A 12,431-nucleotide genomic window follows, 5' to 3' on the forward strand; every position below is an offset into this window, starting at 1 on the left:
AGCGGCGATGACCGCCAGCCAGACCGCCATCCTCGGCGCCGGGGTGATGGGCGAGACCCTCCTCTCGGGCCTCGTCCGCGCCGGACGTCGCGTCGACCACCTGCTCGTGGGGGAGAAGCGCGCCGAGCGGGCCCGCGAGCTCGAGGAGCGCTACGGCGTCTCGGTCGTCGACAACCGCACCGCCGCCGAGCGCGCCGACACCGTCGCGCTCGTCGTCAAGCCGCAGGACATGGGCGACCTCCTGGTCGAGATCGCCCCCGCGCTGCGCGCCGGCCAGCTGCTGGTCTCGCTCGCCGCCGGCATCACCACCGCCTTCATCGAGGAGCGGGTGCCGGCGGGCGTCGCCGTCGTGCGCGTCATGCCCAACACCCCCGCGCTCGTCGACGAGGGCATGGCCGCGCTCTCGCCGGGCTCCTCGGTCAGCGAGGCGCAACTCGCCGAGGCCGAGTCGCTGCTCAGCAGCGTCGGTCGCGTCGTGCGCATCCCCGAGCGCCAGCAGGATGCCGTCACCGCGATCTCCGGCTCCGGCCCGGCCTACCTCTTCTACGTCGTGGAGTCGATGATCGAGGCCGGGGTGCACCTCGGCCTGCCGCGCACGACCGCCAGCGACCTCGTCATCCAGACCCTCGTCGGCTCGGCGAAGATGCTCCGCGAGACCGGCACCCACCCCACCGTGCTGCGCGAGCAGGTCACCAGCCCGGCCGGCACCACCGCCGCCGCGCTGCGCGAGCTGGAGGTGCACGGCGTCCGCGCCGCGTTCCTCGCCGCCCTCGAGGCCGCCCGCGACCGCTCCCGCGAGCTGGCCGCCGGCACCTGACGTCGGCTCCGGGCCTCGACGACGGCGTCGGCGACGGCCCGCGCGAGGGCGCCACCGGACCCACGGCTGCGAGCAGGGCGCCGACGCGCCGCCCGCGGGCGGCTCGTGGATGGATGCGCGACTCGTACGGCGGCCGCCTCAGGCGGCCCGCCACCGGGCACGCAGGCGCACGACGATCACGACGGCGATCACGACGGCGATCACGTCGGCGATCACGTCGGCGATCACGTCGGCGATCACGACGGCGAGGCCCGGCAGGCCGCGGCGCGCGCCAGTGGAGATGCGCTCTTGAGTCACGAATCCCCGGAAATCAAGAAGACACGCCGAGATCGGGGAGGTTTCTTCCGTCAACCCTTCCCCACCAGTCACATCAGGCCCTATTCTCACGAGCACGCGGCCGCTGCCGCGCCGGTGGGGAAGCCGGCGCACGAGCCGCCCAGAAAGTCGGTGCCCCCATGGTGACCCCTCCCTCGAATCTCGGTGACGGCCAGTTCCTGACCATCGCCGAGGTGGCCGCACGCGTCCGCGTCTCCAAGATGACCGTCTACCGCCTCGTGCACAACGGCGAGCTCCCGGCGGTCCGCGTCGGCCGCTCGTTCCGCGTGCTGGAGAAGGACGTCGACGAGTACATCCGCAAGAGCTTCTACGACGCCGGCTGACGCGCGTCAGCGCGCCGGCACAGCACCGCGGACGCCCCCGACGACCTCACGCAGGTCGCGGGGGCGTCCGTCGTGCACGGCCCGATTCTCGCCTCTCCGCGCGGCCGGATAGGCTGTGCCGGTCCGCCGACCCGCACATGCGGGTCCTCGAGCGCGGCTGAGGCTGTGAAAGGCATATCGTGGGTTCTGTCATCAAGAAGCGCCGCAAGCGCATGGCGAAGAAGAAGCACCGCAAGCTGCTGAAGAAGACGCGCGTTCAGCGTCGCAAGCTCGGCAAGTAAGCCGCGCCGGCGGTTCGCCACTCCTCGTCCTCGAGCGGAGCGCGCATGGGCAGGGTCGTCCTCGTCACCGGAGTCTCCCGTGACCTCGGCCGCACGTTCGCGCGCTCGCTCGCCGGCGATCCCGACGTCTCGCGCGTCATCGGCGTCGACGTCGTCCCCCCGCGGGGCGACCTCGGCGACGTCTCCTTCGTGCGTGCGGACATCCGCACGCCCGTCATCGCGAAGATCATCGCGAAGGAGGACGTCGACACCGTCGTCCACATGAGCGTCATCGCGACGCCCGGTGCCTCCGGCAACCGCAACGCGATGAAGGAGCTCAACGTCATCGGGACGATGCAGCTCCTCGCGGCCTGCCAGCGCGCCGAGAGCGTGCAGCACCTGGTGGTGAAGTCGACCACCACGGTCTACGGCGCGAGCAACCGCGACCCCGCCATGTTCACCGAGGACATGGAGCCGCGGCGCGCCCCGCGCAGCGGGTACGCCAAGGACGTCGCCGAGATCGAGGGCTACGTGCGCGGCTTCGGCCGCCGCCGACCCGACGTCCGGGTCACCACGCTGCGCTGCGCCAACGTCATCGGTCCCAGCGTGGTCAGCCCGATGACGTCGTACTTCCGGCTGCCCGTCGTGCCGACCGTGCTCGGCTACGACGCCCGGATGCAGTTCCTCCACGAGCGCGACCTCTACGGCGTGCTGCGCCACGCGGTGGCCCACGACGTCCGGGGCACCTTCAACGTCGCCGGTGACGGCATCCTCATGCTCTCCCAGGCGGTCCGGCGCCTCCAGCGGCCCGCGCTGCCGCTGCCCGGCCTGGCCGTGGGGCGGCTCGGCACGGTGCTGAAGTCCGCCCGCGTGGCCGACTTCAGCCCCGAGCAGCTGGCCTTCCTCACCTACGGACGCGGCGTCGACACCACCCGCATGCGCACCGTGCTCGGCTACGAGCCGCGCTTCGACACCGCCGCGGCCTTCGCCGACTTCGCCAGCCTGCTGCCGCCCACCGGTGGTCGCACCGAGCGGGTCCTCGCCGCCGTCGCCGAGGCCCTGCCCCCGCCCGACCACGAGCCGATCGCCGCCGCGCCGGCCCGGCTCGCCTCGACGTCCACGGAGGCCCGCCATGGGTGACGCCGAGATCATCCCGATCGGCACCCGCGGCCGCCCCGGTCGCGGCACCGGCAAGGCGCCGTCCTCGGCGGCGCGGAGCCTGGCCCCCGGCGCCAAGCGCGCCAAGGCCGCTCCCGCGTCGGCGGCCGAGCCGGCGCAGACCGAGCAGGCCGAGCACCGTGAGCAGGCCGGGCAGTCCGAGGTCGCGCCGCTCATCGGCGCCGTCCCGACGCCCGTCGAGGACGTCTCGGGGTCCGTTGCCGACGATGCCGCCCGTCCCGCGGACGCCCCGGCCGGCGGCGCGCCCGTCGCCGCCCCCCGCGATGCCGCCCGCACCGAGGAGCGTCACCCGCACGCCCACATCCCCGCCGGCGACCTCCTCGGCGCCTTCCAGGTCGCCGCGCGCGAGCTGTTCGGCGAGGAGTGGGAGGTCCAGCTTGCCCGCTTCCTCGCCTTCCTGCGCCGGCGCGTCACCGGTGAGTACGTCGTCGACGAGTACGGCTTCGACGCCGAGATCACCCAGCGCTTCTTCATGGCCGCGCTGCGCCCGATCGCGCAGAAGTGGTTCCGCATCGAGGTGCGCGGCATCGAGAACATCCCCACCGACGGCGGCGCCCTGGTGGTGTCCAACCACTCCGGCACGGTGCCCGTCGACGGCCTGATGACCATGGTCTCGATCCACGACCAGACCGGCCGCTTCCTGCGGCCTCTCGGCGCCGACCTCGTCTTCCGGATGCCGGTGGTCAGCACCCTGGCCCGCAAGGGCGGCGCGACGCTGGCCTGCTCGGAGGACGCCGAGCGGATGCTCCTGGGCGGCGAGCTCGTCGGGGTGTGGCCCGAGGGCTTCAAGGGCATCGGCAAGCCCTACTCCCAGCGCTACAAGCTGCAGCGCTTCGGCCGGGGCGGCTTCGTCGCCGCCGCACTGCGCACGGGCGTCCCGATCGTGCCGCTCAGCGTCGTCGGGGCCGAGGAGATCTACCCGCTCGTCGGCAACATCCCCTCCCTGGCCCGGCTGCTCGGGGTGCCCTACATCCCCATCACGCCGACGTTCCCGCTGCTGGGCCCGCTCGGCCTCGTGCCGCTGCCCTCGAAGTGGCTCATGGAGTTCGGCGAGCCGATCCGCACCGACGAGTACGACGCCGGCGCGGCCGACGACCCCATGCTCGTCTTCAACGTCACCGACCAGGTGCGCGAGACGATCCAGCAGACCCTCTACTCGCTGCTCATGCAGCGCGAGTCCGTCTTCCGCTGACCTCCGGACGCCTCCCGCAGGGTCCGGCTGGACCCGGGGGGCTACTTCGTGGTCTTGGGCGGGACGCCGCCGAGGACGCCGTCCCCGTCGGGGTCGAGCAGGCTGCCGAGGCCGTCGACGACGCCCTGCAGCACGTCGGACGGCGACGCCGAGGGCTTGGTCGGCGAGGAGGTCGGCGAGCCCAGGACGCCGGGCAGGTCGACCAGCGGGCCGCCGCCCGTGCCGGTGGAGCCGGTGCTCGGGGCGTCCGAGGGCAGCGTGACGCTGGGCAGGGACGGGGTGCTGCCCGGGGTGGCGGTGCCGCGGCCGGGCTTCTGCCTCACCGGGGTGACCGACGCGGAGTCGGGCAACCGGGTGGTGCCGCGGAGGATCTTGTCGATGTCGGCCGAGCTGCGCGCCAGCCAGGTCGGGAAGCGGTCGATGCTCGAGGGCTGGCACGACGGGCAGGCCTGGGTGGCCTGGGCGTCGATGCTGGTGAGCAGGGTGCCCGCGGCGACCAGCGCCTCGCGGGCGTCGGCCGGGATGGAGCCCGCGAGGCGGTCGAGCTGGTGCAGGCTCGTGGCGACGAACTCGCGCAGCGCCGAGATCGACGCCTCGTCCTGGTGGGCGGTGTAGTCGGCCAGCAGGAGGTCGGTGGCCTGGCCGGACTGGTCGGCGAAGTCCTCGAGCGTCGAGCGGATCTGCCCGGCGTGACCGCCCTCGGCGGCCAGGGCGCGGGTCTCGTCGAGGCGGCTCGTGGCGTTCTCGAGGAGGGTGGTGCCCTTGGCGTCGTCGCCGCGGGCCACGCTGGTGTGGGCGTCCTCGATGACCCGCTTGATCGGGTAGAGGACGTCGCCGGGCAGCGCGCTCTGCGCGGCCATGGCCATCGAGGTGGTGCCGCCGACGAGGGCCAGGCCGCCGAGGGCGGCGGCGAGACGACGGTCGCGGGCGGAGCGGCGCGGGGAGACGGTGAGGCGCTCGGAGAGCGCGGCGTCGGCGGCCGCGGGCTGGGCGACCAGCTCGGTGGCGGCCGCGGCGAGCAGGCGCTCGCGCAGGGAGGTGACGAACTCGGGGCGGGCCTCGACCGGCGCGACGGAGCGCAGGGCGCCCACGAGCTCGAGGAGGTCGGCGTCGCGCGCCGAGGACGCCTCGGCGCCCTCCAGCTGGGACTGGAAGGCCTCGGCTCGGCGCTGGGCCGGGAAGACCGGGCTCATCGCTGCGCCCTCCTCTGGTCGGTCGGCATCGGTGCCGACGCGTGCTCGTACACCGTGCTGAACGAGCGATCGGTGCCGAAGGTTACGGGCGGGAAGGGGCGGCTCATTCGCGCATCCCCTCGGGCATCAGCTTGGCGAGGTTGCGCACCCCGCGCAGCTGGAGCTGCTTGACCGCGCCGTCCGAGCGCCCGAGCACGGCGGCGGTCTCGGCGATGCTCATGCCCTGGAGGAAGCGCATGACCAGGCAGTCGCGCTGCTCCTCGGGCAGGCGGGTGAGCGCCTCGAGCAGGATCTCGTTGGTGATGCCGGCGAGCACGGCGGCCTCGGGGCTCTCCGTGGCGTCGTCGTGCTGGCCCATGTCCTCGGTGGTCATCTCGAGGCGGGTGCGGCCGGCCTTGAAGTGGTCGGTGGCCAGGTTGCGGGCGATGGTCATCAGCCAGGCGCCGAAGTCCTTGCCCTGCCAGCGGAAGCCCTGCATCGAGCGCAGCGCCCGGAAGAACGTCTCCGAGGTGAGGTCCTCGGCCAGCACCGCGGAGCGGGTGCGGTAGAAGAGGAAGCGGTAGACCGAGCCCTGGTAGTGGTCGTAGAGCAGGCCGAAGGCGTCGGCGTCACCGCTGCGGGCGAGCTCGACGAGCGCGATCAGCCGGGTGCGGTCCTCCTCGGAGACCTCCGAGGACGTGGCGTGCTCGGCGTCGCCGAAGCCGTCGGGACCCTCGGACGGGCCGGGCCCGCCGGCGAGCCCGTGGTCGGCGCTCGCGTCGTGGGCCACCTCGGTGAGCAGCCAGCCGGCGGCTCCCGCGGGGGCCAGCGCGGGGTACAGCGCGGGGGAGAGGGCGGAGGCGATCGCCTCGGCGACCGCGAGCCGGAGCGCGTCGAGACCGCGGACGACGTCGTCGCGAGCGTGCATGCTGCGGTCACCCCTCCCCGGTCGACCTGGCCTCTCCCGCTCCCGATGGTACGCACGCCGGGCCTCGGTGTACCACGGAACGGGGAGAATCGGACCGGCCGGGTGGTCGCTCGCGCTCAGGAGCGGCGGCGCAGGCGCACGCCGGCCGCCACGGCGCCGCTGAGCGCGCCCGCGACGGTGCCCGCGACGAGGCCGGCGCGGGCCGCCTTGCGTCCGCTGCGGTAGTCGCGGATGCGCCACCCCTGCTCGCGGGCGTGGGCGCGCAGGCGGTGGTCGGGGTTGACCGCGCACGGGTCGCCGACCAGACCGAGCATCGGGAGGTCGTTGGAGGAGTCGGAGTAGGCCGAGCAGCGGGCGAGGTCGAGGCCCTCCCGGGCGGCCAGCGCCTTGACGGCCTCGGCCTTGGCCGGCCCGTGGAGCATGTCGCCGACGAGGCGACCGGTGTAGACGCCGTCGACGTGCTCGGCGACGGTGCCCATCGCGCCGGTGAGGCCCAGACGGCGGGCGATGACGTGGGCGACCTCGATCGGGGCGGCGGTGACCAGCCAGACCCGCTGGCCCTGGTCGAGGTGGAGCTGCGCGAGCGCCCGGGTGCCCGGCCAGATGCGGTGGGCCATGCCCTCGTCGAAGATCTCCTCGACGATCTCCTGCAGCTCGGTGACGGTGTGCCCGGCGATGAAGGCCAGGGCGGAGTTGCGGGCGTCGGCGACGTGCTCGGGGTCCTCGACGCCGGCGAGGCGGAAGTAGGCCTGCTTCCAGGCCGCGCCGAGGATCTCGCGGGTGGTGAAGAACTGACGCCGGTGCAGCCCGCGGGCGACGTGGAAGATGCTGGCGCCCTGCATGACGGTGTTGTCGACGTCGAAGAAGGCCGCGGCGGTGGGGTCGGCCGGGGTGTCCAGGGAGGCCTCGACCTCGGCTGCGGCGGCCGCCGCCTCGCCGGCCAGGCGGGAGCGCTGCTGCAGGTCGGGCAGCCGTCGGCGCTCGACGCGCTCGGCACGCTCGGGCCGCTCGGGCCGCTCGTCCGCGGGGACCTGGTCCGCTGGGATCACGGCCACCACCCTAGTGGTGCGCGGAGGGGTGCGGGCGCTGGGCCGAGGGATCTCGACAGGCTCGATCACCGGGCTCGGCCGAGGATCTCGCCGGGCTCGATCACCGAGCCGGCGCGGACGTGGAAGGATTCCGTCATGGCGCACTCGACCCCGCACTCGACTCCGCCCCCGCCCCCGGCCGCCGACGCGCCCACGAACGTCGCCGATCTGGCGGCGCTGGCCGCCGCGGCCGCGCCGGACGACGTCGCGCTCACGGTGGTGCCGGCGCACGGCGAGGGCCGCGACGTCACCTGGGCCGCGCTCGAGGACGAGGTCGGCCGGGTCGCCACCGGGCTGGGCGCCGCCGGCGTCGTGGCCGGCTACCGTGTGCTGCTGTGCCTGGGCAACCGCCCCGAGCAGGTCGCGGCCTACCTCGGCGTGCTGCGGGCGCAGGCGATCGCGGTGCCGACGAACCCGCGCGGCACCGCCACCGAGGTCGCCCGCGTGCTCGCCGACAGCGCGCCCCGCCTGGCGATCGTCGAGGCGGCCACCGCGCCGCTGGTGCGGGCCGCCGTCGAGGAGCTCCTCGCCGACTTCCCCGACGCCGTCGCGCCGCGCCTGGTGGTCGTCGACGACGACGCCCTGGCCGGGGGACTGCTGCCGGCCGAGCGCTCGTGGTCGCAGCTGCGCGCCGACCGTGCCCGCGTCGTCCCGGCGGTCCAGGACCCCGAGCGTCCCGCCGCGCTGCTCTACACCAGCGGCACCACCGGACGTCCGCGCGGCGCGATGCTCAGCCACCGCGCGCTCCTGGCCAACGTCGCCCAGCTCGGCGACACCGATCCGCCGCTGATCGGCGCCGACGACGTCGTGCTCGGCGTGCTGCCGCTCTTCCACGTCTACGGCCTCAACGTCGTGCTCGGCACCGCCCTGCGCCAGCGCGCCCGGCTGGTGCTCGTCGAGCGCTTCGAGCCCGACACCGTGCTCGACGTCGTCACCGGCCACGGCTGCACGGTGCTGCCGCTGGCCCCGCCGGTCTTCGCGCAGTGGCGCGAGGTCGAGGGGCTGCGCGAGCGGCTCGCGGGCGTGCGCCTGGTGCTCTCCGGCTCCGCGCCGCTCTCGGCCGCGGTCACCGAGGAGTTCGCCGAGCGCACCGGCGTCGGCATCCATCAGGGCTACGGCCTCACCGAGGCGGCGCCGGTGGTCACCAGCACCCTGCTCAGCGATCGCCTCCAGCCCGGCTCGGTGGGCTCCGCGCTGCCGGGCATCGAGCTGCGCCTGGTCGACGAGACCGGCCAGGTGCTCACCGACCCCTCCGAGGCCGGCGAGGTCGGCGTCCGCGGCGCGAACCTCTTCTCCGGCTACTGGCCCGACGGCGCCGACGGCCCGGACGCCGAGGGCTGGTGGGGCACCGGCGACGTCGGCTACCTCGACCCCTCCGGCGACCTCTTCCTCGTCGACCGCCTCGGCGAGCTGATCATCGTCTCCGGCTTCAACGTCTATCCCGCCGAGGTCGAGGACGTCGTCCGCGAGGTGCCGGGCGTCGCGGAGGTCGCGGTGATCGGCGTGCCCGACGAGCAGACCGGTGAGACGGTCGTCGCCTACGTGCGCGGCCTGGCCGGGCACGGCTCCTACGAGCTCGAGGCCGCGGTGCACGCGCGCTGCGCGGTGCGGCTGGCGCGGTTCAAGCGGCCCACCCGGGTCGAGGTCGTCGACGCCCTCCCGCTCACGGTCACCGGCAAGGTGCAGCGTGGGCGCCTGCGCGCCTACGAGCGCCGCCGGTCCACGGGGCTGCTCGAGTGAGCGACACGACGCCGGCCCGGATCACCCTCTACTCCCGTCCCGGCTGCCATCTCTGCGACGACGCCCGCGCGATCGTCGAGGCCGTCTGCGCCGAGCTGGGGGAGTCCTTCGTCGAGGTGAGCATCGACGACGACCCGGCCCTGCAGGAGCGCTTCGGCCACGAGATCCCGGTCACCTTCGTCGACGGGCGCCAGCACGACTTCTGGCGCGTCGACCCCGTGCGCCTGCGGCGCGCGCTCGGCGCCTCCTGACGACGACCGCCCTCCGAGGCGCCCCCGCCCGCACGAGCACCTGAGGGGTGTGCTAGTCAAGTCGGCGAGACCCTCCTCGCGCGTTTTGTTCTCGCGTTCACAAACTCCTACAGTGGCTGACGCCGACGGCGATCCCGGTCTCCTCCGAACCGCGCCGGATCGGCTGGGTATGGAGAAGATGCAGTGACCGCACGGACTTCCGCCGAGACCGCCCGGGACATCCCCGAGGCCACGGTCGCGCGACTCCCCGTGTACCTGCGAGCCCTCACCGCCCTCTCCGAGGCGGGCACCGCCACGTGCTCGAGCGAGGAGCTGGCCACCGCGGCCGGCGTCAACAGCGCCAAGCTGCGCAAGGACCTCTCCTACCTCGGCAGCTACGGCACCCGCGGCGTCGGCTACGACGTCGAGTACCTCCGCTACCAGATCGCCCGCGAGATCGGCGTCGAGCAGGACTGGCCGGTCGTCATCGTCGGCATCGGCAACCTCGGCCACGCGCTCGCCAACTTCTCCGGCTTCCGCAGCCGCGGCTTCCGGGTCGTCGCGCTCCTCGACGCCGACCCGCGCCTGCGCGACACCCGCATCGCCGGGCTGGCCGTGCGGCCCTTCGACGAGCTCGCCGACCTCGCCCGCGAGCACGCCGTCGCGATCGGCGTCATCGCCACCCCCGCCCACGCCGCCCAGGACGTCGCCGACGTCATGGTGGCCGCGGGCATCCGCAGCATCCTCAACTTCGCGCCCACCGTCCTGGTGGTGCCCGACGACGTCGACGTGCGCAAGGTCGACCTCTCCATCGAGCTGCAGATCCTCGCCTACCACGAGTCGCGCAAGGCGCTCGGCGGCGAGGCCGCAGCACCGCCCGAGCCGGAGGTCGACGCCGACCCCGAGGAGGTCACCGCGTGAGCGTCCTGGTCGTGGGCATCTCCCACAACTCCGCACCCGTCAGCCTGCTGGAGCGCGTGGCGCTCGACGCCGACGGCGTGCAGAAGATGATCCACGACGTCGCGGCCAGCGCCCACGTCGTCGAGGCCACGGTCATCGCCACCTGCAACCGCATCGAGCTCTACGCCGAGGTCGACCGCTTCCATGGCAGCGTCGAGGAGCTCTCGCGGCTGCTCGTCGACAAGGCCGGCGAGTCCACCGAGGCGATGCTGCCCCACCTCTACGTCCACTACGACGACGGCGCCGTCGGCCACCTGTTCCGCGTCGCCTCTGGCCTGGACTCCATGGCGCTCGGCGAGGGCCAGATCCTCGGCCAGGCGCGCGAGGCGCTGCGGCTGGGCCAGGAGCTCGGCACCGTCGGCCCCGCCCTCAACGTGCTCTTCCAGCAGGCGCTGCGCGTCGGCAAGCGCTCCCACGCCGAGACCGGCATCGACCGCGCGGCGCCCTCGCTGGTCACCGCCGCGCTCGAGCGGGCCGGCAGCGTCGAGGGCCGCCGGGTCGTCGTGCTCGGCGCCGGCGCGATGGCCGGGCTCGCGGTCGCCACCGTCAGCCGCCTCGGCGCGGCCGAGGTCGCCGTCCTCAACCGCACGCCCGAGCGCGCCCAGCGCCTGGCCCGCGAGTACGCCGCCCGCCCGGCGCCGCTCAGCGCCCTGGCCGACGAGATCGCCGAGGCCGACCTCCTCATCTCCTGCACCGGCTCCACCGGCGCCGTCGTCTCGGTCGAGGAGGTGGCCGAGGGCCTGACCCCCGGCCGGTCGCTGGCCGTCGTCGACCTCGCCCTGCCGCGGGACGTCGACCCCGGCGTCGCCGACCTCCCGGGCGTGACGCTCGTGGGCCTGGCCGAGCTCGCCACCGACGTCCAGGGCTCCGAGGCGGCCGCCGAGGTCGAGGCCGTCCGCGAGATCGTCACCCAGGAGGTCGCGGCGTTCCTCGCCGCGCGCCGCCAGGCCAGCGTCACCCCCACCGTCGTGGCCCTGCGCTCGATGGCCACCTCCGTCGTCGACGCCGAGATGGCCCGCCTCGACAACCGCCTGCCCGGCCTCGACGAGCGGGCCCGCGCCGAGGTGCTGCAGACCGTGCGCCGCGTCGCCGACAAGCTCCTGCACGAGCCCACCGTCCGGGTGCGCGAGCTGGCCAACGAGTCCGGGGCGGTCTCCTACGCCGCCGCCCTGGCCGAGCTCTTCGCCCTCGACCCCGAGGCCGTCACCGCCGTCACCCGTCCCGGGGGCGCCGGATGAGCGCCCCGGTCCGCCCCGCGATCCGGCTCGGCACCCGCCGCTCCGCGCTGGCCACCACCCAGTCCGGCCACGTCGCGACGATGATCCGCGAGCGTCTGGGCCGCGAGGTCGAGCTCGTCGAGATCACCACCGACGGCGACCGCTCCCAGGCCTCGGGCGCCTCCCTGGTCGGCTCGGCGAGCACCGGGGTGTTCGTCACCGCCCTGCGCGACGCCCTGCTCGCCGGCGAGGTCGACGTCGCCGTGCACTCCCTCAAGGACCTCCCCACCTACCCCTGCCCGGGCATCGCGCTGGCCGCGATCCCCGGCCGCGAGGACTGCCGCGACGTCGTCGTGGCCCGCGACGGCCTGACCCTCGGCGAGCTGCCCGTCGGCTCCCGGGTCGGCACCGGCTCCCCGCGGCGTGCCGCGCAGCTGCACGCGCTCGGCCTCGGCGTCGAGGTCGTGCCGGTGCGCGGCAACGTCGACACCCGCATCCGCAAGGTCCACGACGGCGAGCTCGACGCCGTCGTCCTGGCCCGTGCCGGCCTGGCCCGCCTGGAGCGGGTCGAGGAGGCCACCGAGGTGCTCGACCCGCTGCAGATGCTCCCGGCCCCCGGCCAGGGAGCGCTCGCGATCGAGTGCCGCGACGACGACCCCCTGGCCGCCGACCTGGCCGGTCTCGACGACCCCTTCGCCCGGGCCGCCGTGACCGCCGAGCGTGCGGTGCTCTCGACCCTGGAGGGCGGCTGCTCGGCCCCCATCGGCGCGCTCGCCGAGGTCGTCGAGGGCGAGGACGGGGACGAGCTCTGGGTGCGGGCCATCGTGCTCTCACCCGACGGAGGCCTCTCGGTGCGGATGTCCGCCACCGGGGACCTCGCCGACGCCACGGGCGTCGGAACCCGGTTGGCGAGCCAGATGCTCGCCGACGGGGCAGGACAGCTGGGCCAGCCAGGTCCGGTCGCCGACGATGCAGATGAGGTGTGATCA

14 protein-coding genes are annotated in these 12,431 nt (G+C 74.5%); 10 read left to right on the forward strand and 4 right to left on the reverse strand.

Annotated features, from left to right (window positions below):
* Positions 1–7: 7 nt before the first annotated feature.
* Positions 8–817 carry a pyrroline-5-carboxylate reductase gene (gene proC / locus ACZDWJ_RS14685; RefSeq protein ID WP_463521943.1) on the forward strand — a complete coding sequence of 270 codons (810 nt, stop codon included), beginning with the start codon at positions 8–10 and terminating at the stop codon, positions 815–817.
* 138 nt (positions 818–955) lie between these two features.
* Here the strand turns inward: proC and ACZDWJ_RS14690 are convergent, their stop codons facing one another.
* Positions 956–1,246 carry a hypothetical protein gene (locus tag ACZDWJ_RS14690; RefSeq protein WP_463521945.1) on the reverse strand — a complete coding sequence of 97 codons (291 nt, stop codon included), beginning with the start codon at positions 1,244–1,246 and terminating at the stop codon, positions 956–958.
* A 26-nt stretch (positions 1,247–1,272) separates the two neighbouring features.
* On the opposite strand from ACZDWJ_RS14690, the gene ACZDWJ_RS14695 reads away from it, so the two are divergent.
* The 4 genes from ACZDWJ_RS14695 (at position 1,273) to ACZDWJ_RS14710 (ending at position 4,107) form a co-directional block, all read left to right on the forward strand.
* Positions 1,273–1,476 (forward strand): helix-turn-helix domain-containing protein, encoded by a 204-nt coding sequence (locus ACZDWJ_RS14695; protein WP_463521947.1) that lies wholly within the window; start codon positions 1,273–1,275, stop codon positions 1,474–1,476.
* A 179-nt stretch (positions 1,477–1,655) separates the two neighbouring features.
* The gene (locus ACZDWJ_RS14700; protein ID WP_008356322.1) at positions 1,656–1,757 is read left to right on the forward strand and encodes a 30S ribosomal protein bS22; all 102 of its coding nucleotides are present in this window, start codon (positions 1,656–1,658) and stop codon (positions 1,755–1,757) included.
* Between the two features lie 45 nt (positions 1,758–1,802).
* Positions 1,803–2,876 (forward strand): NAD-dependent epimerase/dehydratase family protein, encoded by a 1,074-nt coding sequence (locus ACZDWJ_RS14705; RefSeq protein ID WP_463521949.1) that lies wholly within the window; start codon positions 1,803–1,805, stop codon positions 2,874–2,876.
* Positions 2,869–4,107, forward strand: a complete 1,239-nt coding sequence (locus tag ACZDWJ_RS14710) for a lysophospholipid acyltransferase family protein (RefSeq protein WP_463521951.1) — start codon at positions 2,869–2,871, stop codon at positions 4,105–4,107. The genes ACZDWJ_RS14705 and ACZDWJ_RS14710 overlap by 8 nt, the downstream gene beginning before the upstream one ends.
* A gap of 41 nt (positions 4,108–4,148) precedes the next feature.
* On the opposite strand, the gene ACZDWJ_RS14715 is transcribed toward ACZDWJ_RS14710, so the two are convergent.
* The 3 genes from ACZDWJ_RS14715 to ACZDWJ_RS14725 form a co-directional block, all read right to left on the reverse strand.
* Entirely contained in the window at positions 4,149–5,300 is a 1,152-nt protein-coding gene (locus ACZDWJ_RS14715; protein ID WP_463521953.1) for a DUF5667 domain-containing protein, read from the reverse strand.
* Between the two features lie 103 nt (positions 5,301–5,403).
* On the reverse strand, positions 5,404–6,207 hold the full coding sequence (locus ACZDWJ_RS14720; protein ID WP_463521955.1) for a sigma-70 family RNA polymerase sigma factor: 804 nt from the start codon (positions 6,205–6,207) through the stop codon (positions 5,404–5,406).
* Positions 6,208–6,323: 116 nt separating this feature from the next.
* The gene (locus ACZDWJ_RS14725) at positions 6,324–7,256 is read right to left on the reverse strand and encodes an HAD family hydrolase (RefSeq protein WP_463521957.1); all 933 of its coding nucleotides are present in this window, start codon (positions 7,254–7,256) and stop codon (positions 6,324–6,326) included.
* 135 nt (positions 7,257–7,391) lie between these two features.
* Between ACZDWJ_RS14725 and ACZDWJ_RS14730 the strand changes: the two genes are divergently transcribed.
* The 5 genes from ACZDWJ_RS14730 to hemC all read left to right on the forward strand — a co-directional run bounded on the left by ACZDWJ_RS14730 (position 7,392) and on the right by hemC (position 12,428).
* A complete protein-coding gene (locus ACZDWJ_RS14730; protein ID WP_463521959.1) occupies positions 7,392–9,035 on the forward strand; it encodes an AMP-binding protein in 1,644 nt (547 codons plus the stop codon).
* Positions 9,032–9,286: a glutaredoxin family protein gene (locus ACZDWJ_RS14735; protein WP_463521961.1), complete on the forward strand. Its 255-nt coding sequence runs from the start codon at positions 9,032–9,034 to the stop codon at positions 9,284–9,286. The genes ACZDWJ_RS14730 and ACZDWJ_RS14735 overlap by 4 nt, the downstream gene beginning before the upstream one ends.
* Positions 9,287–9,469: 183 nt before the next feature.
* The gene (locus tag ACZDWJ_RS14740) at positions 9,470–10,186 is read left to right on the forward strand and encodes a redox-sensing transcriptional repressor Rex (RefSeq protein ID WP_463521963.1); all 717 of its coding nucleotides are present in this window, start codon (positions 9,470–9,472) and stop codon (positions 10,184–10,186) included.
* Positions 10,183–11,463, forward strand: a complete 1,281-nt coding sequence (locus ACZDWJ_RS14745) for a glutamyl-tRNA reductase (protein ID WP_463521965.1) — start codon at positions 10,183–10,185, stop codon at positions 11,461–11,463. Before ACZDWJ_RS14740 ends, ACZDWJ_RS14745 begins: the two co-directional genes overlap by 4 nt.
* Positions 11,460–12,428: a hydroxymethylbilane synthase gene (gene hemC / locus ACZDWJ_RS14750; protein ID WP_463521967.1), complete on the forward strand. Its 969-nt coding sequence runs from the start codon at positions 11,460–11,462 to the stop codon at positions 12,426–12,428. The genes ACZDWJ_RS14745 and hemC overlap by 4 nt, the downstream gene beginning before the upstream one ends.
* Positions 12,429–12,431 lie beyond the last annotated feature (3 nt).

The sequence above is a fragment of the Nocardioides sp. B129/18 genome (assembly GCF_055282735.1).